Genomic DNA, 23,415 nt, shown 5'->3' on the forward strand with positions numbered 1-23,415 from the left:
GGTGAATCTCCCGGTCAGCGTTTCAGGGGTGACAGTGTCTGCAACTGATAAGCGGAATCAGTTTTGACAAAGCTAAAGGTGACCGGTGTACCGGCGGGCAGGGAGCGGGCGGCAATTTCTGGCGGCAGACGGAAATTCATGGTCATGGCCGGCCATTTCAGCGCAGGGATGGCGTGATGGGAAATCCCGACACGATCAGATTGCCATTGGGTGATCACACCTTCGGATTCATATGTCTGCACATTCTGCTGCATCGTCATATGATCATGATCCGTACTCATCGGCATGGACTCTGCGGAGGAATAAAAGGGAATAAAGAAAAGACTAGCGAAAATTAAATTAAAAATTGCACGCATGGGGAATACTCCGATACTGTCATCAGATAAAAATAGCCATTGTTCTGGAAAATAAATGGCAAATAAATTTCATTGAATATTGAGTGCTGGAAAACACTCAGGACAGCAGAGGCTATTCTCTGTATCGGCAGAACTGAACTTCGGCAGGAGGGGGAGTGACCGGAGGGGCAACCCAGTCTGCGGTAGTGACCGCTGTGCTGGCATCGACGGTGATCATGGCTAATGCCGGAAGGACCGGCAGTGCTACCAGCGGCACGGAACCACTGTCAGACGGGGTTCTTTCAGGGACGCAGTGCTTCTCACACAATACGGACTGACTTTGCATATACTCAGGAGAATCAGGCATTTGCATAGTCATGTTGTGCGCCATGGGGGTATTTTCCACCGGCGGGCGCATATCGCACTGATGGCTGGCAAGCGCCAGCTGGGAATTGAGAATAAGCCAGCACAACGCGAACAGCAACGCACTGACCCGCTTGCCGGGCAAGCGCAGTGAATGCATAAACTGTGAAATCGCGAAACGGACTGACATGATCAATATTATTTCCGTAAGAAAGATGCGACTGAGTATATAAGGAAATAATGCGAAGAGGAAAGGGCAAACAGAATAAGTCAGGATTAAAATTGTCAGGATAATTAAAGAAGGCGAATAACGACGGGTTCTGTTATTCGCATGTTAATTAACGTGTGGCTTCAGGTAATAATTAACTTACAGCCAGCCTGATTTTTTAAGCTTCCAGTATAGCCACGCACAACCGGCGACAGTGACGCCCAGCGTCAGCGGATATCCCCACCAGTCATCCAGTTCCGGCATGTTTTTGAAGTTCATGCCGTACAGGCTGAAAATCACCGTCGGGATCGCCAGGATCGCGCCCCAGCCCGCCAGCCGCTGCACCACTTCGTTCTGATGCACTGACACCAGTGCCAGATTCACATGCATGGCGTTCGAGAGCATTTCGCGGAGATCATCTGTGGTGCGGATGACCTGATTGGTATGATCCTGCACATCACGCACATACGCGCGCAGGCTTTTGGGCATCAGCTCCTCAAAGTGATGACTGAGCTGATTACAGATATCTTCCATCGGCACTGCCGCATTGCGCAGCGACAACAGATCCCGCCGCAGGCTATACACCTGCTGCACCGCCTGCTGATTAAAGGTGTTACGGAACATCAGTTTTTCGATGGCAGCAAACTGTTCAGTGTACTGATGCAGAATTTCCAGATAGTTATCAACAATGGAATCGAGCACGCAATACAACGCATAACCCGGTCCTTTATTCATCATTTCAGGGCGTTCTTCCGCATGTTTACGGATCTCTTTGTAACTCGATGATGCGCCATGACGCACGGTGATCAGAAAGTTTTTGCCAAGGAACAGGTGTGTTTCGCCGTACTCAATGGTTTCATTCACTTTCTGCGCGGTGTGCGTAACAATAAACAGTGACTCACCGTACTGCTCGATTTTTGGACGCTGATGCGCCGTCAGCGCGTCTTCAATCGCCAGATCATGCAGGCCGAATTCTTCCTGAATGCTGCGCATGTAGGCATCTTCAGGCTGCCATAATCCAAGCCAGACAAAGGTATCGGGTTCTTTCAGCACTTCGCTGATGTCTTCGACCGTCACATCCTGTAATCGCTTACCGTCACGGTAAGCCACGCTGTTGATCACTGAATCACAGCTGGGTTTTTTCTCTTCGTTGGAAATGGAGTTCATTGTTTTACCCGATTGTTATTCAGACGAAAATCCTGCCCGCAGGCAGGATGAATTCAGTGTCTGAACAGAATAGCGCAGTCTCCGGGAAATGCGCTGTCGGGATATTTAAAAGAATGTTTCAGCCATCGGTGGACTGGCTTAGCGCTTCCCAGGCATCAATATCGGTATTCATTTGTTGCAGTTTTTCCCTGACAAATTTTACCGCGTCACTGCCGAGTAACAGCGAGGCAGGCGGTGCCGGCGAATTAATCAGTTGTAAAATAGCCTGGGCGGCTTTTTGCGGATCACCTGGCTGGTGGCCGCTGCGTTTTGCCCGGGTTTCACGCACGGGGCCGAAACTGGCGTCGTAATCACTGATCGTGCGCGGCGAGCGTACCATTGAACGTCCTGCCCAGTCAGTGCGGAACGATCCGGGCTGAATGGCCGTGACGGAAATATTGAACGGTTTAAGCTCTTTGCTCAGCGTTTCAGAAATCCCCTGTAAGGCGAACTTGCTGCCACAGTAATAACTGATGCCGGGCAGAGTGATAAAGCCACCCATTGATGTGATATTGAGCACCTGCCCGGCGCGGCGTTGACGGAAATAGGGCAGAAAGGCTTTGATGACGGCCACCGCGCCAAAGACATTCACATCAAACTGATGCCGCGCTTCACTTAACGGTGATTCCTCCATAATGCCTTCATGTCCGTAACCGGCATTGTTAACCAGTACGTCAACGGCACCGATTTCCTGTTCTACGGCAGCGGCCAGCGGGGTGATAGCCTCGAAATCCGTGACATCCAGCACGCGGCCAAAACTGCGGCCAGGGGCCAGCGCCTCGAATTTTTCACGAGCCTGCGCATTACGTAATGTGCCGACCACGCGGTGCCCGGCTTGCAGAGCCTCCTCTGCCAGCGCGCGGCCAAATCCGCTGCTTACACCTGTGATGAATAATAATTTTGACCGGCTCATACACACTCCTCAATAAAAAACGGACTTGTAGCATAGGGCGTGCAACCCCGGAGCTGTAGCCCCGATCCTCTCTGATGTTTGCCTGTTCCTCTGAGTCATCTGGACACGGCGGGTTCTGGGTGCGACACTTTATTCACTTTTTGCCAGGTATTTTCAGGGTGATATGACGCATCTGACGTTGAGTGTGACTGAGCAAATGATCGCGCTTTTGGACCGGCTTACGCCCCGTGAAGGCTACAACCTCACGGCTCTGGCGGATGTGCGTTTTCTGCGTTCCGATCGTCCGCTTTTGCGTACGCCGGTTTTGTATGAGCCGGGGATTGTGATTGTCGTGCAGGGAAGTAAACGCGGTTTTTTAGGCAATAATGTCTATTTGTATGACGCGCAACATTATCTGGCCGTCTCAGTGCCGGTGCCTTTTACGATGGAAACCGACGCCAGCGTCAGCGAACCGATGCTGGCGATTTATCTTCGGCTGGATTTCACGCTGGCGGCAGAACTGATGTTGCAACTGGATGCGTATGACCCCCCACAGGTAGACGCGCCCAAAAGTATGGTGTCGAGTTTAATGGACGAAGCCATGCGGGCGTCAGTCTTGCGATTTTTACAGGTCATGGCGTCTGCGCAGGATGCTGAAATTCTGGGCAGGCCGATGATGCGGGAGCTGTATTATCGCGTGCTGACAGGCGCTCAGGGCGGTACATTGCGCAGTGCGCTGGCCCTGCAGGGGCAATTTGGCAAGGTGATGAAAGCCCTGCGGAAATTGCACGCAGAATACCCCATGCATTTGGATGTAAATGCGCTGGCAAAAGAGGCGGGGATGAGCGTGCCGACGTTTCACAGTCACTTTAAAAGCATTACTGATACATCGCCGATGCAATACCTCAAGTCCACCCGTTTGCATCAGGCCAGATTACTGATGTTGCGTAATAATCTGACCGCCTCAGCAGCCAGCGCGCAGGTGGGTTATGAAAGTGTGTCGCAGTTCAGCCGCGAATTTAAACGCTTATTCGGGCTGACTCCGGTGAGTGAAGTGGCGCGCATGAGGCAGAATTTTTCATTACCTGCCCCGGCCACGCCTTCTGATTTTATCTCTTCGCATTAAGCCGTGATTACGGCGTTACGCCCGCGGTGGTGTTGACTTTTACATCCGGTGTAGCCGCCGGGCCAAACACGGTGTAAGTCGGTAATTCTACATTCTGATAGGGCTCCCAGCCGCCGCCTAACGCTTTATACAGCGAGACCAGATCGGTGCTGGTTTTCACTTTCGCTTCGGCGGATTGCTGATGCGCCTGTGCCAGCTGACGCTGGGCATCAAGCACGTTGATAAAGGTGGAAAGCCCCTGACGGTAGCTGTCGCTCGCCAGATCAAACGCGGTCTGCAACGCTGCCGTAGTCTGCTCAAGTCCGTTGACCTGATCCTGATCGGTGCGGTAACTGACCAGCGCGTTATCCACATCCTGTAGTGCGGTCAGCACGGTCTGGCGATAACTGAGCGCGGCATTAGCCTGTTGCGCACGGGAAAGATGCACGCCGGAAACCAGACGTCCGCCCTGGAAAATCGGCAGGGAAATCTGCGGGCCAAAGGAGTAGAAATGGCTGCTCCAGTTATCGAGATAGCTGGCGTCGGTATTACGCATGCCAAACTGGCCGGTGAGCGAAATACTTGGGAACAACTGCGCGACGGATACACCGATATTTGCGGTTGCCGCATGGAGATCGGCCTCAGCCTGGCGCACGTCAGGACGACGGCGTGCCAGCTGTGAAGGCACACCGACCGGCACCGCAGCGGGCAGGGCTGGCAACGGTTTCGGCGCGGAGAGTTCAGCATCAAGCGAACCCGGCGTCTGGCCGAGCAGGACGGCCAGACCGTTCATTGCCTGACGTTCCTGCGCCTGATATTGCGGCAACTGAGCACGCAGAGAGCCTAACTGTGCGCGGGCATTTTCAACATCAAGCTGCGGTGACAGACCGTTTTGCTGACGGTTTTGCGTCAGGTCTAAGGTTTGCTGCGCCACGTCGATTTGCGTTTCGATAGCGGCTGTCACGCTTTGCGCACCACGCAACTGGAGATAAGTACGGGCAACTTCGGCTTCCAGCGACACTAATGCATCGTTGCGCTGTTCAACGGACGACTGCGTCTGGGCATTCGCGGCTTCGACCTGACGTCGTGTGCCGCCGAACAAATCCAGTTCCCAGCTGGCATCGAAATTGCCCTGATACAAATTCACCGGTCGCGTGGCCGCGCCGATGGCACCGGAAGCTTCCGGACCGAGCTGATCAATCTGCTGCGATGCACCGCTCGAATCGATAATCCCTTTCAGCCCGAGTTGCTGACGCGTCACTTTAGCGCTGCCCTGAACCGACGGTAACCAGGCACCTTCCGCCTGTTTTACCTGTTCACGGGCACCGGCAATGCGCAGCACCGCCTGTTGCAGGGAGATATTACCGGCAATCGCCCGGGTGATCAGACTGTCGAGCTGCGGGTCATTAAACGCTTTCCACCATAACGGATTGGGTTCCGAAGGCAGCGCAATAGACGCGCCATCTTTATCTTTCGGTTGCGTCATGTCGTTATAGGCCGGTGGCGTTACCGGGTTTGGCTTCTGATAATCAGGGCCAACGGAGCATGCAGCTAATACCAGCGTTAATGCCGAGAGTGTCAGGAAACGGGTGCCTGTATTTAAAACCCTCTCCCGGCCTCTCCCTTCGCAGGAGGAGGAGCAGGGCGGCATCATTGATGGCTGATTTCTCAGAGTAGAGCTTTTCTTGTTCAACTTAATGTGCTCCGGCATTACCTTCGCTCTTAACCGGCGAAAGCAGGAAACAAAATGGGATCAAAATAACGGCGACGATGGCGCAGTAACCGAACACGTCGATATAGGCCAGAATGCGCGATTGTGAAATCATTTCCTGATACATCCTCGCAGTCGCCAGTTGTATCGGGTCGCCGGCGATGTGGGCAAAATCACGGATCGCCGCCGCGCTTTTACTGACTGCCTGATTAAACTGTTCATCGAGCGGTGACATGTTGTGCACCATGTGCGCACTGTGCGCCTGAGTACGTTCGGTGACACCGGCTGTTGCCAGCGAGATGCCGATCGAGCCGGCGACGTTACGGAACATGGTAAACAGCGCGGCAGCATCAGCGTTCATCTTTTGCGGGATCGTAATAAACGCAATGGTGGTCAGCGGCACAAACAGGAAACCGAGCCCTATCGACTGCGCACTGCGGAAAAGCACCAGTGTTTCAAAATCCACATCCGGGGTCAGCGTGGCCGAATAAATAAACGAAGCCGCCAGCAGGAAGAAACCGAAGGCAATGATGTAACGCGTCTGCACCACGGGCATCAGCTTGAGCACCAGCGGGATCGACAGCACGATCAGCACCGCGCCGGGCGACATCACCAGCCCCGAGAGCGTGGCAGTGTAACCCAGTTGCTGTTGTGCCAGTTGCGGGATCACCACCGAACTGCCATACAAAATCATCGCCATTCCGGCCATCAGCAAACCGGCGACTGCAAAGTTTTTATCCTTAAGACAACGCAGATCCACCACCGGCTTTTTGGCGTAAAGCAGCCAGTAAACTGCGCCGACAATCCCGGTGACCGCCAGTACGGCAAAGGTGACAATGAAACCGGACTGGAACCAGTCGTCGTCCTCGCCACGGTCCATCATCACCTGTAAGCAACCCAGACCCAGTGCAATCAGCCCGATACCAATGTAATCAATACTGAGTTTCCCCTTGGCTTTACGTTCCCACGGCGGGTCTTCCAGCAGCTGATAAATCGCCAGTAACGCGATGATCCCCACCGGAATGTTGATCAGGAATACCCAGCGCCAGCTGAAGTTATCAGTGATGTAACCGCCGAGCGTCGGGCCAACTACCGGCGCAACAATGATGGCAATCGAGGATAGGCCAAACGCCTTGCCCCGGTCTTCCGGTTTAAAGTAATCGAGCAATACCGATTGCTGAATCGGTTGCAAACCCCCACCGAAAAAGCCCTGCAGGATGCGGAATAAGATCATCTGCCAAAGTTCAGTGGCGACCCCGCACAGGAAGGAGCAGACGGTGAACATGCCGATACATATCAGGAAGTACGTTTTGCGGCCCATCACACGGCTGAGAAACGCTGAAATCGGCAGCACGATACCGTTCGCGACCAGATAGGACGTCAGGACCCAGGTCGATTCGTCATAACTGGAAGACAGCGAACCGGCGACGTGCGGAAGCGCCACGTTAACGATGGTGGTGTCCAGGATTTCCATGAACACCGCGATGGTCACGACGGCGGCGACTGCCCATGGATTAGCCTTGGGTTTCCAGTAGCTGCGATCTTCATTCATTCGACGGTCACCGTCGGTTCAACAGACAGCCCCAGTGGCAGGTGGTGATTTTCATCCAGTCCGCTGTCGATGATGATTTTCACCGGCACGCGCTGAACGATTTTCACGTAGTTTCCGGTGGCGTTTTCAGCCGGGAAGGCCGAGAAGCGTGAGCCGGTGCCTTGCTGAATACTGTCAACGTGACCATGAAGTTTGATGTCCGGGAAGGCATCGACGGTGATTTCCACTTTGTTACCCGGGCGCATGCGTTCGAGCTGCGATTCTTTATAGTTCGCGGCAATCCAGATATCTTTCGACACCACTGAGAACAGCGAGGTCCCGGCCTGCACCAGCGTGCCGAGCTGCACATTACGCTTGGTGACGTAACCGTCGAACGGGGCGCGTACCTGCGCATATGACAGATTCAGCGTCGCCGTTTCCAGCTGGGCTTTCGCCTGTTCAACCTGTTGCTGGCGGGCTTCGACGTTGGTTTCTGCCTGACGAATATTCAGCTGGACCTGCGCGGCCACCTGCACCTGCGCTTTGGCATTTTCCAGATCAGCGGTCGCAGACCGTACCTGCGCATTGGACGTATCGATATTTTGTTGGGTGGTGGCACGAGGATCGACGCCGCGCTGACGGCGGAAATCGGCGGTGGCATTAAGCAAATTGGCTTCCGCGCGCGTCTGCTGGGCTTTTGCCTGAGCAAGCTGCGCCGGATATTGCACTTTCGCCAGATCGTACTGCGCCTGTGCCTGATGTAACTGCGCGATGGCCAGACCCAGTTGCGCCTGTGCCTGATCGCGCTGCGCGGTGGCGTCACGCGGATCGATTTCCACCAGCAAATCGCCTTTTTTAACAAACTGGTTATCTTTCACGGCAAGACTGGTGACATAACCGGCAATTTTCGGGGCGATGGTCACGGCATCACCTTCGGTAAAGGCATCATCAGTACTGACCTGATCTTTTGTCATCAGCCACCAGACCAGTGCCACAACCACCATGATGACCACGACAATCCCGAGGATGATTAGCGGCTTCTTGCCGGGGCCTTTACGCTTTTCATCGTTATCCTGCTTGCCGTCATCAGGTTTTTTCTGGTCTTTGGGTGCTTGCGTGTGACCTTCTCCAGATTTTACCTGGCTGGAATCGAGTTCAGTGTTTGCGTCATCGGACGCGGAAGGCTGTGCTTTGTTATCGTTTGTCATAGTGCTCTTCTGATTATTGGCGGCCGCGCGCCTGAACAAAGAAATCTTGTCTTAAGCTAGAACGTATTGATGTAAATGCAAGTAAATCCATGTCAATTAACCTTAGTGAAGGCACAAAGATCCAAACCATAGGGAACGTCTTAAAAGTGGGAAATGGGTTATAATGCCGGGCTGGCATTGGTTTTTTAAAATAAGTAGTTCTCTGCTTCAGGAAATTCGTGTGAAAGATTCCCAACAACAACTGCTCCTGTGGGGCAAACCATGACCCGTCCTGCACCGTCTTATAAAGGGCTGACACGTATTGCCTCGCTGGTGTCGCTGTGTGTCGCATTAATCCTGGTTTGCGTCAAAGTTTGGGCATGGGCCGCCACCGGCTCGATTGCGCTGCTGACTTCTGCGGCTGACGGTCTGGTGGATGTGCTGGCCTCAATGGTGACGCTGATTGGTGTGCGTTATGCCGGACGTCCGGCCGATAAAGGCCATCGTTACGGACACGGCAAAGCCGAAGCTGTGGCGGCGTTTGTGCAGGCGCTGTTACTGGGTGGCGCGGGGCTGGTGCTCGGCGGGGAATCCATCGGGCGGATCATCAATCCCGAACCGCTGGCGCAACTCGGTCTGGGCATCTGGGTGATTATCGGCAGTTCCCTGGCCGCGACCGGCCTGGTGCTGATGCAAACCTATGTGGTGAAACGCACCGGTTCAACGGCCATCGCTGCAGACCGTGCGCACTACATCACAGATGTGGCTGTGAATATCGCTGTATTACTGGCGCTGATTTTCGAACGTTACTTTGGCTGGACGCGTTCCGACTCCATCGGCGCGCTGTTGATTTCCTTCTACATGCTCTGGAACGCGCGTGGTATGGCGGCCGATGCCTTAACTCAGTTGCTGGACAGGGAGCTGAGTGCTGACGATCGTAAACGCGTTAAAGCGGCAGTATTAAGTGTGGAAGGTGTGCGTGGCGTGCATGACATCCGCACCCGCAACGGCGGTGACCGTGTGTTTGTCGAGTTCCACCTTGAGGTGGATGGCAATCTGACGGTGGATATCGGACACGATATTGGTGATGCTGCTGAAATGGCGGTCAGTAAATTATTCAAGTCAGCGGATGTGACAGCGCATCTGGAGCCGGACGGGATTGATGACGACAGACTGGATAATATCCTGAGCTGATTGCTTCAAATTCAAGGTCGTGGGCGTCGGCCCACACCGACCAGAGACCCGGTAACGCGCGGGCCTCTGGACTCCGCGCTTTTTAACTGCGCGCTGCCGCTGGAGGCTATGTTTCAGATAGGTGTGTGATAGCCGCAAAATCCCGCCGCTGCGCGGTGCCCTTCGTTCGGGTTACAACCCGCGCAAACAGATGCGCGGTTTTCCACCTCTCCCTCCGGCGGTATTTTGGAACCGGGTGATACCTGAAACATAGCCAGCGAGCAGAAGCGCTTGTTGAAAAAGCGAAGGGAGATCCAAGAGGGAAAAGCACTTTTCCCTCTTGGGCGGTTTCGGCGCAGCGCGTTAAGTGAGCCTCGCACGTAAGAAACCGAAAGTTTCTCGATCAGGCGTTCAGTGCAACTGAGAAACCAAAACTTACCCAATCCGGTTTCGAAGGGTTCCAAAGGGACATCTCCCTTTGAAAAACTATCACTTAATCGCCATGGCATCCCGCATCGTATAGAACAAATCCGTCTGGTCGGTCAGACCGACCACATTCGCTGCATGCGGCCCGAACGCGGCGATACGCAGTTGTGTCCCGGTGTGCCCCTGTGAATCCTCTTCTGAGTTGCCGTAACTGATAGTCATCGGCGCACCGTCTTTGGTGGTCAGTGTTTGCGTCAGGCCGGGCGCTTTGGCATCGGTTTCGATAATCTGGCTGGAATGGGCATGATCGGCGGTGACGATAACCAGCGTGTTGCCGTCCTGTCGGGCGAACGCCAGCGCTTTTTGCACCGCTTCATCCAGATCCACTGTTTCCCCGAACTGGCCGCATGGATTAGCGGCGTGATCTTGTTTATCAATCGATGCGCCTTCAACCTGCAGGAAGAAACCGTTCTGATTCGTTTTCAGCAAGTCGATGGCTTTTTCAGTCATAACGGCCAGCGTCGGGATGTCTGCGGTGCGCTGCGGATTGGCTTCACAGGTAACAGCCGGTTTATCAATGTTGCCGTGATAAGTGGCCTTCGGACCCTGCCAGCGTACCGGCATGTTGCCCTCGGAGAACAGGCCAAGAACCGGTTTCTTCTGGTCTGCCTGCGTGACAGCACTGAGCTGCTCCGCGTTTTCCACCCACACGTAACCCTGTGCCAGTGCCTGATCTTTCAGGGATTTACCCTGGAACTCACCGGCTTTAGCCAACTGGCTGAAAGATTTTCTGCCGCCGCCCAGCGTGACGTCTGCGCGGGTTTGCAATAACTGTTCGGTGATCGAACCACGTCCGCCGTTTTCCAGCCCGTTGCTGGCACATTTTTCCGCCGTTTCTTCCGGACCGTAGCACTTACGTGAGGTTACGTGGGCGATTTGCGCAGCCGGGGTTGCATCCTGCAATTCGGCAGTGGAGACGTTGCCGGTGGCCTTGCCTGCGGCTTTGGCGATCTCAAGAATAGTCTGGTGATCTTTACCGTTAACATCTACACCAATCGCGCCGTTATAGCTTTTAACACCTGTCGCCCAGGCGGTGGCGGATGCTGCAGAATCGGTCACGTAACTCGGTTTCTGCGTTTTCTTATCCAGAGAATAATGGGTGTACTGACCGGTCAGCGGCAGGGCATCGATACCTTTAAAATAGCCGCCGGCGCCTTCTGCATAGTTGCGGGCGGAGGTGATTTCAGAATCCCCCATACCGTCGCCAATCAGTAAAATCACGTTTTTCACCGTTTTGTCTGAAAGTGACGCTTTCAGCGCGGCGGTCTGGTCACCGCTCAGGCGACGCGCGCCACCCGGTTCTGTCAGCACACCTTTTGCTGCGCGGTCAGTCAGCGAGTCAGTTTCAGTGGCGAGGACAGTGGCAGAGGTGGAAAGCAGCAGGGCGGCAGTCACGGCGCGGGCCACAAGAGATACGGATTGTTGCATTGTCAAAACTCCTTTTCATAAACCATCGGAAATAAAAATACACATATAGATATTTTTTGTTACCGAAAGGTTAAGTCAGAGTTGTGACATTTTAATGACAGTGATGGAGAGGATGTTGCTTTACTCCTTCCCTTCGCAGGGGAGGGAGTTATCCGTAGTCTCCTTTTGCGTTTGCAAAAAAAAAGCCCCGATGAACGGAGCTTTTTCACTAAAACGTCAGGGACGCAATTAATTAACCTGAACCGGCATCCCTGAACGCATCTCAATAGCGCGCTGAACCACAGTCTGGTTGACCGCAGGATCCATCGATACGCTGCTTGCGTTACCGGTCAGAGTGATTGGCAGCGGCTGCTGGGAATCAAACTCTTCCTGGTTAGAGGACAGCGGGTTATGGATCTCAATATAACGTTTACCGTCCGGCTCAACGGTGGCTTTCACCGGCTCGTTGATAAACTGAACGCGGGTGCCTTGCGGAACGTTGTCGAACAGCCATTTGATGTCGGCATCACGCAAACGTACACAACCGTGGCTCACGCGCAGACCGATACCGAAGTTGGCGTTGGTGCCGTGAACTGCATACAGACGGCCAACATACAGTGCGTACAGCCCCATCGGGTTGTCCGGGCCAGCAGGGAAGACGGCGGGCAGGAATTCACCACGGGAAGCATATTCTTCATGCATTTTCGCCGTCGGGGTCCAGGTCGGGCCAGCTTTTTTACGCTGAACCGTAGTCACCCAGTTCATCGGGGTGTCTTTGCCCAGTTCACCGATACCGATTGGCAGCACGACCACAGTATTGGTGCCTTTCGGGTAGTAATACAGACGCATTTCAGCACTGTTGATCACGATGCCTTCATGCGGGGTATCAGGCAGGATTAATTGCTGAGGGATAGTCAGCACGGTGCCCGGGGTTGGCAGATAAGGATCAACGCCAGGGTTAGCTTCGAGCATATTGCTCAAACCCATCTGGTATTGCGCTGCAAAATGTTCCAGCGGCAGGCTGCTGCCCTGCGGAACGGTAACTGTGATGTTTTCACCGACCAGACGACCATTATTGGCCGGAAGAGGGTAGACCACAGCAAAAGACGCCTGGCTATATGCAGCAACTGCCAAAACCAGGGTAAGGATTGCGCGAATGCTCATTTTCATATTTTCGTTGGTCGTTAATGCCACACTGGCAGTTGTCAGGATGTTAATTCCCCCCGATCCGATCGTAACCGGCCGGAGGAATAGTGTACTTGCACATAGCACTTGAAAGGGACACGGTATGTGTAACGAATCGCATTTCAGGGCCGCTAATTATAAGGATTTATTTCAAACAGGCCAAAGCTTTCTCATCTTGTTCGAAAAGTTCCCTGCCACAACCGCATTTTTTGCGGCAGCCTGCACATTTTCTTCACATTCCTGACTTTATTTACGGCAAAACGGCACCATGACCAGCGCGGCAACAAACATCCACGCCATGACCTGAAAGATGTCGTTGAACGCCAGTGTCAGGGATTGCGCCGCGACTTTCGCGCCAAATATCCCTTTTGCCATCAGCAATGCCTGAGCGGTGTCCGGCGTCAGGTAGACAATTTTTTGCGCCAGCGAATCTATCATCTCCTGCGCATGATCCCCATAGTGTCCCAGCGATTCGCCGAAACGTGCAGCGTGCACGCGGGTCCAGTCCTGCAGCCAGGTATTCACCGTGGCAATACCAATCGCGCCGCCGAGATTACGCATCAGATTAAACAGCCCTGAGGCGTAGCGCAGTTCCGGCCCCTGAAACGCGGTCAGGGCCATGTTCACACTCGGCACGATGCACAACATAATGAACAGGCCGCGCACCACCTGCGGCCAGAAGAACTGTTCTGCTCCCCAGTAGGTTGTGACCGTCGTCGTCAGCCATAAACTCAGTGCGAAACCGGATAAACCCACCGTAATCAGGACCCGCCGGTCGACACGGCTGATTAATCGGGCGGCGATAATCGTACTGAAGAATTGCCCGACGCCGACCACAAACACCGTTGTGCCAATTTCCAGGCTGTTGAAATCTCGGATGCGGCCGAGGAAAACCGGCGTCAGATATGTTGAGGCATACAGACCAAAACCGACCACCAGATTGAACAGACAGGCAAAGGTGAATGTGGGGTCACGGAAGGGGCTCAGGCGTACGATCGGGTTTTTTGAATAAAAGGATCGCTCGAGAAACAGTACAAAGGCCACCAGCGAGAACCACGCCGAAATCTGGATTTGCGGTTCGCTGAACCAGTTTTTTCGCGGGCCTTCTTCCAGCACATACTCCAGACAACCGAGAGCTATCGCCATCGACAACAAATGTACCCAGTCGATACGTTTAAGCATCGGGAAATCGGCTTTATCCACATGAATAAATAACACGGCGCCGGTGGCAACCAGAGCGCCTGGCAGGATATTGATGAAGAAAATCCATCGCCAGTCGAGTAATTGCGTCACCACGCCACCCACCGTCGGTCCCAGTGTGGGGGCCAGCACGCTGACCATGCCGAGGATCGCCGGGATCAGCGCCTGCTGTTTACCCCGAAACATCGCGAATCCGGTCGCGAATACTGTCGGCACCATCGCGCCGCCGGTAAAACCCTGCAATGCGCGAAAGAAGATCATCGACTCAATATTCCACGACAATCCGCAACCGATGCTGCTGAGGGTAAACAACGCCGCCGATGCGCTGAACAGCCAGCGGGTAGAAAGCGCCTGCGCCAGGAATGCGGAGAAGGGGATCATCACCAGTTCGGCGATCAGATACGAGGTTTGCACCCAGCTGATTTCATCTGGTCCGGCGGAAAGCCCGGCCTGCACATCGTTTAACGAAGCGGCGACGATCTGGATGTCGATCAGCGCCAGAAACATACCAAACGCCATAATGCTGAAAATCAGAAACTTGCGTGATGTCGGGTAATCCGCAGGCGAGAGCGTCGCGGCTGGCGTCAGGTTGGCAGACATATTGTGAAATCCCGGAGCTTGTTTGTATGATGGGTATCATATTAATATGATGTTCATCATGCAATGAGTGGAATTAAAAATGAGCGAAGCAACGACAGGAGATGGGATGCCGGTCCCGGTAGAGAAGGTCAATAAACGATCTAAGCGGATCTTCGTGGTCAGCGGTATTGCGCTGGTGGTAGCCCTTGGCGGTGCGGCATGGTTACTGGCTGCACCCGCGTCAGAATCGACGGATGATGCGTATCTGACAGCGGATGCGACCCTCGTTGCGCCAAAAGTAAAAGGCTTTGTGTCGCAGGTGCTGGTGAATCATAACCAGCGGGTGCATGCCGGCGATAAACTGGTACTGATCGATAGCGAAGAGTTTACGGCGCGTCTGGCCGCTGCGCAGGGGGAACTTGAAGATGCCCGCGCGCAGGTGGCACAACAGGAAGCCGCATTGCTGAGCCAGCAGGCGCAGGAGCAGCTGGCGCTCACCCAAATCGAGGCCGCGCGCACGGCGATCCGGTCCTCGCGTGCTGAACAGCAACATGCAGAGGCCGAGCAGCAGCGTTATCAGTCGCTGGCGGTTAGCGGGGCCACGTCACGTAACGATGCAGACCGGTATAAAACGGTGGCGGTGACGGCAGAGCAAACCTCTGCGCACGCCGCAGCTATGCTGGATGTCGCCCAAAATCAGGCAGCGGTAACACATGCACAGCGGGCAGAAATTCAGGCGGCACTGGCGCTGGCGAAGGCTGCTGTGGTGAAAGCGCAGGCAGCAAAAGCGCTGGCGCAGCAGGATCTCAATCACACCACTATTTTTGCCGCTGTTGATGGCGTGGCGGGCAACCGGCAGGTACAGATAGGCGATTACGTCACACCCGGTCAGCGTTTGATGACACTGGTACCGGAGCAGGGCATTTATGTAACGGCCAACTTCAAAGAAACGCAGACCGGCAGAATGCAGCCGGGACAACGCGCGGATGTGCATGTGGATGCGTTGCCGGGCGTGACATTTCACGGTGAAGTCGACAGCCTCGCGCCGGGTTCTGGCTCAACGTTCGCATTGCTGCCGTTTGAGCCGGGCACGGGTAATTTCACCAAAATTGTTCAGCGGGTGCCGGTGCGCATCCGTCTGGACACCGGTCAGCCTGATTTAGCGGCGCTGCGCCCCGGATTATCGGTGGATGCACGCGTTTCGCTAACTGATCCTGTCAGGTAAACTATGACGGCAATTTTCTGATTATCAGGGTGTTACTATGCGCTACGAAAGTGAACATAAACCTAAAATCCGTGAGCGGATCGTGAAGGAAGCGGCGAAAGCCATCCGCGCCAAAGGGCCATTGCAGGTCAGCGTGGCAGGTGTGATGAGCAAAGCCGGCCTGACGCACGGTGGGTTTTATGCGCACTTTGCCTCAAAAGAGGCGTTGATTGAGGCGGCCATCGGGCAGATGTTTAATCAGGTTATGGCCCGCTGGGATAAAGAAAATCAGGGACTGACGGCGCAGAAACAACTGGCAGGGTATATCGATTTTTATTTGTCGCCGTGGCACCGCGATAACCGTGCGCAGGGTTGTCCGGTATCGGCGCTGGCCTCTGAAACCCCCCGTATGTCGGCACCCTGTCAGGCAGAGTTTGCGCGTGGTATCGGACGTATCCGTGAAATGATTATCCGTCAGATAACAGAGATGGGTGTCGATGATCCGCAAACGCTGGCGATTTCGGTGAGTGCGGAACTGATGGGCAGTTTGTCACTGGCACGCTGTGAGCCGGACCGGCAGGTATCGGATGCCTTGCTGGAAAGTGCAAAGAAAGCGCTGAAGGCGCGGTTAAATTTGCCGGGATAATAAACTCTCAGAATCGCTCCCTCCCCTGCGAGGGGGAGGGTTGTGGTGGGGTATTACTTCGCAGGGGGAGGAGCTGAAAAATCTATCAGAAATCGTAACCTACTGTAGCCACCACCGTCCGTTCCTGACCCCAGTAGCAGTAGCTGGTGCCGTAACAGGCTGCGACATATTTTTTGTCGAACAGGTTGTTAGCGTTCAGCTGCACATAGGCGCCTTTGAGTTGCGGATTGAACTGCACCAGATTCATACGCAGTGACGCGTCAACCAGCGTGGCGGAAGGCATGTGGCGGGTGTTTTCGTTATCCGCCCATTGGGTGCCGATGTAACGAACACCTGCACCCATATCCACACCAATCGGCGTGTTGTACTGACCCCAGATGGAAGCCATTTGCTTTGGCGTCACATACGGTGTGTTACCGTTGTTCTCAGCCGCATCACGGATACGCACTTTGTTGTAGGTGTAACCGGCCATCACGTTGAAGCGTTCGGTAACCTGTTTCTTAGCTTCCAGCTCCAGCCCCTGTGAGCGGATTTTACCCGCCGGCTCGTAGTAGCTGCCGACCACCACGCGGTTACCCACGTCTTTCTGAGTCAGATCATACAGCGCCGCGGTGTACATATCAGAAGTACCGACAGGCTGGTATTTGATCCCGGCTTCGTATTGCTCACTCTGCATCGGTTTCAGCAGCGTGCCGTCAGCGCCCGGCAAGGCAGATGGCGTCATCGCCTGGCTGTAGCTGACGTACGGAGAAATCCCGTTGTCGAAGGCGTACAGCAGGGAAGCGCGGCTGTTAAAGTGGCTGTCTTTACGTTCGCTGTTGCTCTGCGTGCCGTAAATGCTTTCGTAGCTGCGGCTGGAGGTTTTCAGCGTGTCGTAACGGCCTGACAGGGTCAGATACCATTTGTTCCAGTTCATCTCATCTTGCAGATAGGTACCCATCTGCTCATAACGGTTTTTACCGCGTTTAAGGCTGTAATAATCCAGTGCATCACCGCCCACGCCGGTGTACGGGTTGAGGTTTTCAGCGTAAGCAGCGTCAGATTTCACATCATTGATAAAGTGGGAATAGTCAAAGCCCAGCACCACTTTATGCGCCAGTTCGCCGGTGGCGAAATCCGCTTCAAGCTGGTTATCGATCGCGAAGGTATCCAGGGATGATTTTTCACCGGAATAATAACGGCTCATCTCGGTACGATCCGCATTCCAGCCGGCCTGATACACCTGATCCAGTTCGGTATTGGAATGGGTGTAGTTGGCGTTCTGGCGGAATGACCATACATCGTTAAATGCATGCTGGAATTCGTAGCTGTAGATTTGTTCCCAGCGTTTGAACTGATTGCGCGTGCTTTCACCATCAAAGAAACCGCGGCTCAGTTTCTGTCCATAGAGGCTGCCGTCAGCCGGAACGGCGGCATGGTAGCCACCGGACGGATCTTTTTGCAGATACGCGCGAAGTAACAGCGAGGTGTTTTCATCCGGCGTCCACAACAGTTGTGGCGAAATCGCGTAACGCTCTTCACGCTGATGATCATACTGCGTATCGCTGCTGCGGGTCATACCGGTCAGACGGAACGCCAGCTGATCATTGATGGCGTTGGTGTAGTCGAACGCGCCGCCTTTAGTATTTTGCGTGCCACCGGAAAGCTGGAAATGACCCTCTTCAGCAAACTGCGGGCGCTTGGTCGATTCCACCACCACGCCGCCAGGAATGCTCTGACCGTAGAGGGCAGAAGAGGGGCCTTTCACCACATCAATGCGTTCCAGGAACCATGGGTCAACCTGGATGGAGTTGTAGGTCGAGCCATCGCTGAGGATACGCAGGCCATCGAGGAAGGTGTTGTTGACGTCACCGCCATGGAAACCGCGCAGGGAGATGGTGTCATAACGCGTTGCGCCGCCGGCAAAGTTGGTGAATACGCCCGGTGTATAGTTCAGCGCAGCGTTGACGGTGGTGGCATTCTGATCCGTCATTTGCTGACGGGTCACGACAGAAACAGCCTGGCCCGTGGTAATCAGCGGCTGATCCGTTTTGGTCGCGCTTTTACTGGTTTTCGCGCTGTAACCCTGGGTCGGCGCATCGGCGGTATCCGCAGGCGCGGCTTTGACAATGACGGTGTCTTCAGCTGCCATTGAGGCAACCGGCATTGCCAGCGCGCACATGAGCACCGAGCGTTTGAGGGGGAAAGCCAACAACATATTCATAATCCCTATAAATAACTCAATAAATTATTGAGTGATTAATTGATGCATGTGTAATAAACCCAAAAGCCAACATTTGTTCCGCCTAAAAACGGCTATACGTGACAGACGGTAACGTAACCAAACCTGGCAAATGTTAAACTTAATGATAATTGTTATCATTATTATTTTGTAAATTCAAGGGAACTTTCTTCAAAAAGTGTGAGGTGACGCATTTTTAACCTGATGAAAACGAGGGTTTTTTGAGAGTGGCACTAAAAATTCGGGCAAAAATGGCCGCGAGTGATTACGGTTAATAGGGCATTTTTAAATATTTTCATTACCTAAAATTCACTGCCGGGAGGCGAAAATGAGTCAGGGGAGTCAGGAGGAGTACAACGGGAAATGGGCTGCGGTCGATGATTATCTGGTAAGTCATCTCGTGGAAAGCGATCCGGTTCTGGAACAGGTGCTGAAAAATAACCATCAGGCCGGTTTACCCGCGCACGATGTGGCACCCAATCAGGGGAAATTACTGGCGCTCCTGGCACAAATTACCGGCGCGCAAAAAGTTTTGGAAATCGGCACGCTCGGCGCGTACAGCACACTCTGGCTGGCGCGGGCATTACCGGCGCTCGGAAAAGTCGTGACACTGGAAGCCGATCCGCATCACGCCCGTGTCGCAAAAACCAATATTGAACTGGCCGGTTTGCAGGACAAAATTACCTTACACGTCGGTCCTGCCGCCCAAACGCTGCCAGGGCTTCAGGCAGAAGCCCCGTTTGATCTGATTTTCATTGATGCAGACAAACCGGGTAATCCGTTGTATCTCGAGTGGGCGCTGAAACTGTCGAAACCGGGTACATTGATTATTGGCGATAACGTGGTGCGGGAGGGTGCGGTGGTGGATCCGCACAGCGACGACGCCCGGGTACAGGGCGTGCGTCGCTTCATTGAGATGATCGAACAGGAGCCGCGTTTATCTGCGACCGCGCTGCAAACCGTCGGCAGCAAAGGCTGGGACGGTTTTGTGCTGGCACGGGTCACCGGTTAACCGGGCTTAACGCGCCAGCCCGAAGCCAATGTCAAACAGCGGGTTTTCGCTGTCATGCGGCATATCGGATTGTTGTCTGAGCACCGCTTCCTCAGACGATGGCAGTTCAAACGGTAGCTTTCCGGTATAAGCTTCAGGGCTGGTCAGACGGGTAAACAGCACGGTATCGCTGACACCAAAATTACCGATAACCGCTTTCGCTTTGTCTGTCACATTGGTCAGGATCGCCGGACGGTCGAGATAAACAGTCACGATTGTCGGCACCGCTTTGCTGGCTTTCACAATGGCCTGATAATCCGCATTGTCGCCGGTAAAGGCCAGTGAACCTTCATGATGGCGTTTGCCGAAGAACCAGGCTTTATGTGGTTGTTCATACGGCGCATGGGCGCGGATCAGCGCAATATCGGCTTTCTCCGGCGTATCCACCACGGTAAAACCGGCTGCTTTTGCGGCCTGCGGTCCGATGCCATACAGCCAGATTTTTTTGCCTTTTTTCAGCGGCAGCACGTCGCCGGTGTTTTGCAGCAGTACCAGCGAATGTCCCTGAGCCGCATCGGCTTCTTTTTGCCAGTCAGCCCGCCCGACGGTCCGGGTGGCGTACTGCACATCGACATACGGATTTTCAAACAGACCGGTCCTGAATTTTTGTTCAAGAATACGCACGACAGATTCGTCCAGACGCTGTTCAGTCAGCTGCTTTTCATTCACCGCATTGACCAGCAACTGCGAGTCGGTCACGCCGCCAAACTGATCAACACCCGCCTGCACGGCTTTCACGAAACGCTGCTGCGGCGTCAGGTTTTCAACGCCCCATGACATGCCGCCCGGCACCGGTTCTTTGCCTTGCGGCGAACCGTTCAGGCAATCATTTTCACAATTGCTGGTGATCAGCCAGTCGCTGAGAATGACGCCTTTGAAACCGTATTGTCCGCGCAGAATATCGGTCAGCAACTGATGGCTGAATCCGGCTCCGACCTGTTCGAGCGGTTTACCGTCCACGGAGACATTTTTCAGGATCGAATACGTCGGCATTACGCTGGCGACATTGGCTTCAAACGCGCCGGTAAAAGGATAAATGTGTTCTTTGAGATTGTTGCCGGGGAAGACGGCGTTTTTGCCGTAAACATTGTGACTGTCGAAACCGTTTTCAGCCGCACCGTACCCGACCCAATGTTTGACCACAGCGATCACGCTGCCCTGATTGAGCCCGTCGGCACCGTTTTGCATCCCTTCGATATAACCGCGCACCATGTTGTGCACCCGCGTCGGATCTTCGCCGAAGGTACCGCTGATACGTGCCCAACGTGGCTCTGTTGCCAGATCAGCCTGCGGTGAAAGTGCCTCACGAATGCCGACGGCCAGATATTCCTGACGGACAATATCGGCGTAACGACGGGTAAGTTTTTCATCCCCAATCGCTGCCAGTCCTAAAGTTTCCGGCCACCGGGTGAATTTACCGGAAGAGGTACTCGCGCCGACCAGATATTCAAATGAGTTACGCGGATCGCTGCTGATGGTGACCGGAATGCCGAGTCGGGTGTTTTCGGCAATCTGTTGCAGTTTATTGTTTTCCCGGGCCATCACGGCCGGATCATCCGCAGAAAGCCGGGTGATCAGACTGTTCACTTTGGCGCCGGCAATCATCTTTTCCGCCGCATCTGTATCATAATACGTCCCGGCCCCAACCGGACTGCTGGCGGTCGGTGCGGAACCGTGCATCATCACACCGGCTTTTTCTTCCAGCGTCATGCGTTTCACCAGATCCGCTGCGCGTGCCTGCGGCGTCAACCGCCAGTCTTCATAAGGTTCCAGTTTCCCGGAATGATTGAGATCCTTGAACTGCAATCCGTCAACGGTCAGCCGTGTTACGTCACGCTGGCTGAGGTCAGGCTGGATAGGGGTGGCGGAGGCAGTGGCAGAAAGCAAAAGGGCAGCACTGGCAAGGCTCAGAGGTTTACTTTTCATTATCATCCTTAACGTTTTTTATATATAAAAACTCAATGAATTATCAATACGCTATTTATCGGACAGATGCTGAGAGCGGCTTCTCAATTAAAAACCACAATAAACCGACTTTTTTCACTCTTTAGCCTACATTTTTTCGTCAATCTTCCGATAACCCCCTTTGGATCTGTTGGTTCGTCCCGTTTCGTTATGGGGCATACCTGCAGACGGCTACTGAGGCTTAATGGCCATTTAAGGTCTTCTATAAGGGATTGTCATGAAAAAGGTGATTTTTGCTGCGGCTGTTGCCGTACTGTTATCCGGCTGTGCACAGCAAACTTTCAACATGGGCCAGGGTATTGCGACCGCGCCTAAGCAAGTGACCACGCATCACTTCTTCGTCAGCGGTATTGGCCAGAAAAAAACCATTGATGCGGCTAAAGTTTGCGGTGGCGCAGATAAAGTGGTTCGTGTTGAATCACAACAAACTTTCGTCAACGGTCTTCTGGGTGTCGTGACGTTTGGTATCTATACCCCGCGTGAAGCCCGCGTGTTCTGTTCTTAATCGCGCCGGATATCACGCCAAGGCTGCCTTATGGCAGCCTTTTTCGTTGTAAGGACGCTTAACCAAAGGCCAGACCCAGCACCGCACCGGCGCTCAGCACCCACAACGGATGGATTCGCTTACTCAGCGACAGCAGCGTGCACAGCGCGATCACCCCAGCCAGGGGCAGTGTGGTCGCTGACGCTTTGGCGATCAGTAATCCGCTTGATACCACCAGCCCGACGGTTACCGGTACCAGCCCGCGCTGCACAATTTGCCGCCAGGGACGGTCTTTGTAACGTTTCCAGCCGCCCATCACAATAAGCGTAATAATCGAGGACGGGCCAAATTTTGCCAGCGAGGACACCAGCAGGCCTGACCATCCGGCAACCTGCCAGCCAATCAGCGGCACGATCATCATATTCGGGCCGGGAGCGGCCTGCGCCAGAGCGAACAGGGCGCTGAATTCCTGCGCGCTCATCCAGTGATGCACCTGTACCACCGCCCGTTGCATCTCAGGCAGAATGGTATTTCCGCCACCAAATGCCAGCACGGAAAGTTCGGTAAATAACAGGGCAAGAGAAAGCAGAACCGGCATCAGAATTTACTCCTCGCGCAGATGAAAATACTGACCGGGGCCAGCACCAGCATGACGGGCAGCATAGGCATGCGGAACGCAGCAATCGCCATCACACCGACAGCGACCAGCGCCAGTTGCAACCATTTACCCCGTAACGGGGCGAGCATTTTGATGCCGGTCGAGAGCAGTAAACCGGCGGCGGCGGCCGCCATCCCGGCGAACAGATGTTCCACCAGCGGTTGGTTCTGATAACGTGCATACACCAGGCCGAGCAGCACCACGCAAATCGTCGGTGCGAGGATCAGCCCGAGCAGCGCCGATAATGCGCCACGTAACCCGCGAAACTCCATCCCCAGGGCGACCGACAGATTAATAATATTACCGCCGGGTAAAAACTGGCACAGTCCGAGCAGTTCGGTGAACTGATCTGCAGTCAGCCAGCGGCGTTTTTCCACCAGCATGTGCCGCGCCATGGGCAATACGCCACCGAAACCGGTCAGGCCAAGGATGAAAAAACCCATAAACAGTTGCCGGCAACCGGGCTGCGGCGCGCTCTGAACCTCTGTATCAGTCATTAATTTATCCTGCGTTTGTGCTGACATTTTCACACACCCCCTTAAAGTCATTCAAAGCCACCTGAGACGTAAAATTCTGTTAAGGATCATGCGCGTGGATGTGCCATGATGTCTAATGCAT

The 23,415-nt window shown here is 54.1% G+C and carries 20 protein-coding genes; 6 read left to right on the forward strand and 14 right to left on the reverse strand.

Going from position 1 to position 23,415, the window contains the following annotated elements:
* Positions 1-14 precede the first annotated feature (14 nt).
* From ACOZIO_RS00415 to ACOZIO_RS00430, 4 genes are all read right to left on the reverse strand, one after another.
* Positions 15-281 (reverse strand): copper-binding protein, encoded by a 267-nt coding sequence (locus ACOZIO_RS00415; RefSeq protein ID WP_235174085.1) that lies wholly within the window; start codon positions 279-281, stop codon positions 15-17.
* 187 nt (positions 282-468) lie between these two features.
* On the reverse strand, positions 469-888 hold the full coding sequence (locus ACOZIO_RS00420; RefSeq protein ID WP_421594801.1) for a hypothetical protein: 420 nt from the start codon (positions 886-888) through the stop codon (positions 469-471).
* 177 nt (positions 889-1,065) lie between these two features.
* Positions 1,066-2,073, reverse strand: coding sequence for a magnesium/cobalt transporter CorA (gene corA / locus ACOZIO_RS00425; protein WP_129951067.1), 1,008 nt, complete (start codon positions 2,071-2,073; stop codon positions 1,066-1,068).
* Between the two features lie 118 nt (positions 2,074-2,191).
* Positions 2,192-3,025 (reverse strand): oxidoreductase, encoded by an 834-nt coding sequence (locus tag ACOZIO_RS00430; RefSeq protein ID WP_421594802.1) that lies wholly within the window; start codon positions 3,023-3,025, stop codon positions 2,192-2,194.
* Between the two features lie 163 nt (positions 3,026-3,188).
* Here ACOZIO_RS00430 and ACOZIO_RS00435 point away from each other — a divergent pair, with 163 nt between their 5' ends.
* Positions 3,189-4,130, forward strand: a complete 942-nt coding sequence (locus tag ACOZIO_RS00435) for an AraC family transcriptional regulator (protein ID WP_129951069.1) — start codon at positions 3,189-3,191, stop codon at positions 4,128-4,130.
* Between the two features lie 7 nt (positions 4,131-4,137).
* On the opposite strand, the gene ACOZIO_RS00440 is transcribed toward ACOZIO_RS00435, so the two are convergent.
* From ACOZIO_RS00440 to ACOZIO_RS00450, 3 genes are read right to left on the reverse strand one after another with little or no spacing between them, the layout of a single operon-like run.
* Positions 4,138-5,820, reverse strand: a complete 1,683-nt coding sequence (locus ACOZIO_RS00440) for an efflux transporter outer membrane subunit (RefSeq protein WP_421594803.1) — start codon at positions 5,818-5,820, stop codon at positions 4,138-4,140.
* Positions 5,804-7,372, reverse strand: coding sequence for a DHA2 family efflux MFS transporter permease subunit (locus ACOZIO_RS00445; RefSeq protein ID WP_129990831.1), 1,569 nt, complete (start codon positions 7,370-7,372; stop codon positions 5,804-5,806). The genes ACOZIO_RS00440 and ACOZIO_RS00445 overlap by 17 nt, the downstream gene beginning before the upstream one ends.
* Positions 7,369-8,559, reverse strand: coding sequence for an HlyD family secretion protein (locus tag ACOZIO_RS00450; protein ID WP_129951072.1), 1,191 nt, complete (start codon positions 8,557-8,559; stop codon positions 7,369-7,371). Before ACOZIO_RS00450 ends, ACOZIO_RS00445 begins: the two co-directional genes overlap by 4 nt.
* A gap of 261 nt (positions 8,560-8,820) precedes the next feature.
* Between ACOZIO_RS00450 and ACOZIO_RS00455 the strand changes: the two genes are divergently transcribed.
* Positions 8,821-9,732, forward strand: a complete 912-nt coding sequence (locus ACOZIO_RS00455; RefSeq protein WP_129990830.1) for a cation diffusion facilitator family transporter — start codon at positions 8,821-8,823, stop codon at positions 9,730-9,732.
* Between the two features lie 468 nt (positions 9,733-10,200).
* Here ACOZIO_RS00455 and phoA read toward each other — a convergent pair whose 3' ends face one another.
* The 3 genes from phoA to ACOZIO_RS00470 all read right to left on the reverse strand — a co-directional run bounded on the left by phoA (position 10,201) and on the right by ACOZIO_RS00470 (position 14,589).
* Positions 10,201-11,625 (reverse strand): alkaline phosphatase, encoded by a 1,425-nt coding sequence (phoA, locus tag ACOZIO_RS00460; RefSeq protein ID WP_129990829.1) that lies wholly within the window; start codon positions 11,623-11,625, stop codon positions 10,201-10,203.
* A 228-nt stretch (positions 11,626-11,853) separates the two neighbouring features.
* The gene (locus ACOZIO_RS00465) at positions 11,854-12,774 is read right to left on the reverse strand and encodes a L,D-transpeptidase family protein (RefSeq protein ID WP_129951075.1); all 921 of its coding nucleotides are present in this window, start codon (positions 12,772-12,774) and stop codon (positions 11,854-11,856) included.
* A gap of 261 nt (positions 12,775-13,035) precedes the next feature.
* Positions 13,036-14,589, reverse strand: a complete 1,554-nt coding sequence (locus tag ACOZIO_RS00470) for a DHA2 family efflux MFS transporter permease subunit (protein ID WP_258453398.1) — start codon at positions 14,587-14,589, stop codon at positions 13,036-13,038.
* A gap of 79 nt (positions 14,590-14,668) precedes the next feature.
* Here ACOZIO_RS00470 and ACOZIO_RS00475 point away from each other — a divergent pair, with 79 nt between their 5' ends.
* A complete protein-coding gene (locus ACOZIO_RS00475; RefSeq protein WP_421594804.1) occupies positions 14,669-15,793 on the forward strand; it encodes an HlyD family secretion protein in 1,125 nt (374 codons plus the stop codon).
* 37 nt (positions 15,794-15,830) lie between these two features.
* Positions 15,831-16,418, forward strand: coding sequence for a TetR/AcrR family transcriptional regulator (locus ACOZIO_RS00480; RefSeq protein WP_129951078.1), 588 nt, complete (start codon positions 15,831-15,833; stop codon positions 16,416-16,418).
* Positions 16,419-16,503: 85 nt separating this feature from the next.
* Here the strand turns inward: ACOZIO_RS00480 and ACOZIO_RS00485 are convergent, their stop codons facing one another.
* Entirely contained in the window at positions 16,504-18,615 is a 2,112-nt protein-coding gene (locus ACOZIO_RS00485; RefSeq protein WP_129951079.1) for a TonB-dependent siderophore receptor, read from the reverse strand.
* Between the two features lie 352 nt (positions 18,616-18,967).
* On the opposite strand from ACOZIO_RS00485, the gene ACOZIO_RS00490 reads away from it, so the two are divergent.
* On the forward strand, positions 18,968-19,651 hold the full coding sequence (locus tag ACOZIO_RS00490) for an O-methyltransferase (RefSeq protein WP_129990825.1): 684 nt from the start codon (positions 18,968-18,970) through the stop codon (positions 19,649-19,651).
* Between the two features lie 6 nt (positions 19,652-19,657).
* Here ACOZIO_RS00490 and ACOZIO_RS00495 read toward each other — a convergent pair whose 3' ends face one another.
* The gene (locus ACOZIO_RS00495; protein ID WP_421594805.1) at positions 19,658-21,616 is read right to left on the reverse strand and encodes a glycoside hydrolase family 3 N-terminal domain-containing protein; all 1,959 of its coding nucleotides are present in this window, start codon (positions 21,614-21,616) and stop codon (positions 19,658-19,660) included.
* A gap of 256 nt (positions 21,617-21,872) precedes the next feature.
* Here ACOZIO_RS00495 and ACOZIO_RS00500 point away from each other — a divergent pair, with 256 nt between their 5' ends.
* A complete protein-coding gene (locus ACOZIO_RS00500) occupies positions 21,873-22,160 on the forward strand; it encodes a Bor family protein (protein WP_129951082.1) in 288 nt (95 codons plus the stop codon).
* Positions 22,161-22,218: 58 nt separating this feature from the next.
* Here ACOZIO_RS00500 and ACOZIO_RS00505 read toward each other — a convergent pair whose 3' ends face one another.
* Together ACOZIO_RS00505 and ACOZIO_RS00510 are read right to left on the reverse strand one after the other, a co-directional pair.
* The gene (locus ACOZIO_RS00505) at positions 22,219-22,737 is read right to left on the reverse strand and encodes a chromate transporter (RefSeq protein ID WP_129990823.1); all 519 of its coding nucleotides are present in this window, start codon (positions 22,735-22,737) and stop codon (positions 22,219-22,221) included.
* A complete protein-coding gene (locus ACOZIO_RS00510; protein ID WP_129990822.1) occupies positions 22,737-23,321 on the reverse strand; it encodes a chromate transporter in 585 nt (194 codons plus the stop codon). Before ACOZIO_RS00510 ends, ACOZIO_RS00505 begins: the two co-directional genes overlap by 1 nt.
* Between the last annotated feature and the right edge of the window lie 94 nt (positions 23,322-23,415).

It is taken from the genome of Rahnella sp. PD4 (assembly GCF_049199325.1).
Classification (GTDB): Bacteria; Pseudomonadota; Gammaproteobacteria; order Enterobacterales; family Enterobacteriaceae; genus Rahnella; species Rahnella perminowiae.

Coding starts and splice junctions, on each gene's coding strand:
- ACOZIO_RS00415 (WP_235174085.1), bottom strand. CDS start 281: ATGAGTACGGATCATGATCATATGACGATGCAGCAGAATGTGCAGACA.
- ACOZIO_RS00455 (WP_129990830.1), top strand. CDS start 8,821: ATGACCCGTCCTGCACCGTCTTATAAAGGGCTGACACGTATTGCCTCG.
- ACOZIO_RS00465 (WP_129951075.1), bottom strand. CDS start 12,774: ATGAAAATGAGCATTCGCGCAATCCTTACCCTGGTTTTGGCAGTTGCT.
- ACOZIO_RS00440 (WP_421594803.1), bottom strand. CDS start 5,820: ATGCCGGAGCACATTAAGTTGAACAAGAAAAGCTCTACTCTGAGAAAT.
- ACOZIO_RS00475 (WP_421594804.1), top strand. CDS start 14,669: ATGAGCGAAGCAACGACAGGAGATGGGATGCCGGTCCCGGTAGAGAAG.
- ACOZIO_RS00485 (WP_129951079.1), bottom strand. CDS start 18,615: ATGTTGTTGGCTTTCCCCCTCAAACGCTCGGTGCTCATGTGCGCGCTG.
- ACOZIO_RS00420 (WP_421594801.1), bottom strand. CDS start 888: ATGTCAGTCCGTTTCGCGATTTCACAGTTTATGCATTCACTGCGCTTG.
- ACOZIO_RS00470 (WP_258453398.1), bottom strand. CDS start 14,589: ATGTCTGCCAACCTGACGCCAGCCGCGACGCTCTCGCCTGCGGATTAC.
- ACOZIO_RS00500 (WP_129951082.1), top strand. CDS start 21,873: ATGAAAAAGGTGATTTTTGCTGCGGCTGTTGCCGTACTGTTATCCGGC.
- ACOZIO_RS00490 (WP_129990825.1), top strand. CDS start 18,968: ATGAGTCAGGGGAGTCAGGAGGAGTACAACGGGAAATGGGCTGCGGTC.
- ACOZIO_RS00510 (WP_129990822.1), bottom strand. CDS start 23,321: ATGTCAGCACAAACGCAGGATAAATTAATGACTGATACAGAGGTTCAG.
- ACOZIO_RS00480 (WP_129951078.1), top strand. CDS start 15,831: ATGCGCTACGAAAGTGAACATAAACCTAAAATCCGTGAGCGGATCGTG.
- ACOZIO_RS00435 (WP_129951069.1), top strand. CDS start 3,189: ATGACGCATCTGACGTTGAGTGTGACTGAGCAAATGATCGCGCTTTTG.
- ACOZIO_RS00495 (WP_421594805.1), bottom strand. CDS start 21,616: ATGAAAAGTAAACCTCTGAGCCTTGCCAGTGCTGCCCTTTTGCTTTCT.
- ACOZIO_RS00445 (WP_129990831.1), bottom strand. CDS start 7,372: ATGAATGAAGATCGCAGCTACTGGAAACCCAAGGCTAATCCATGGGCA.
- phoA (WP_129990829.1), bottom strand. CDS start 11,625: ATGCAACAATCCGTATCTCTTGTGGCCCGCGCCGTGACTGCCGCCCTG.
- ACOZIO_RS00450 (WP_129951072.1), bottom strand. CDS start 8,559: ATGACAAACGATAACAAAGCACAGCCTTCCGCGTCCGATGACGCAAAC.
- corA (WP_129951067.1), bottom strand. CDS start 2,073: ATGAACTCCATTTCCAACGAAGAGAAAAAACCCAGCTGTGATTCAGTG.
- ACOZIO_RS00430 (WP_421594802.1), bottom strand. CDS start 3,025: ATGAGCCGGTCAAAATTATTATTCATCACAGGTGTAAGCAGCGGATTT.
- ACOZIO_RS00505 (WP_129990823.1), bottom strand. CDS start 22,737: ATGCCGGTTCTGCTTTCTCTTGCCCTGTTATTTACCGAACTTTCCGTG.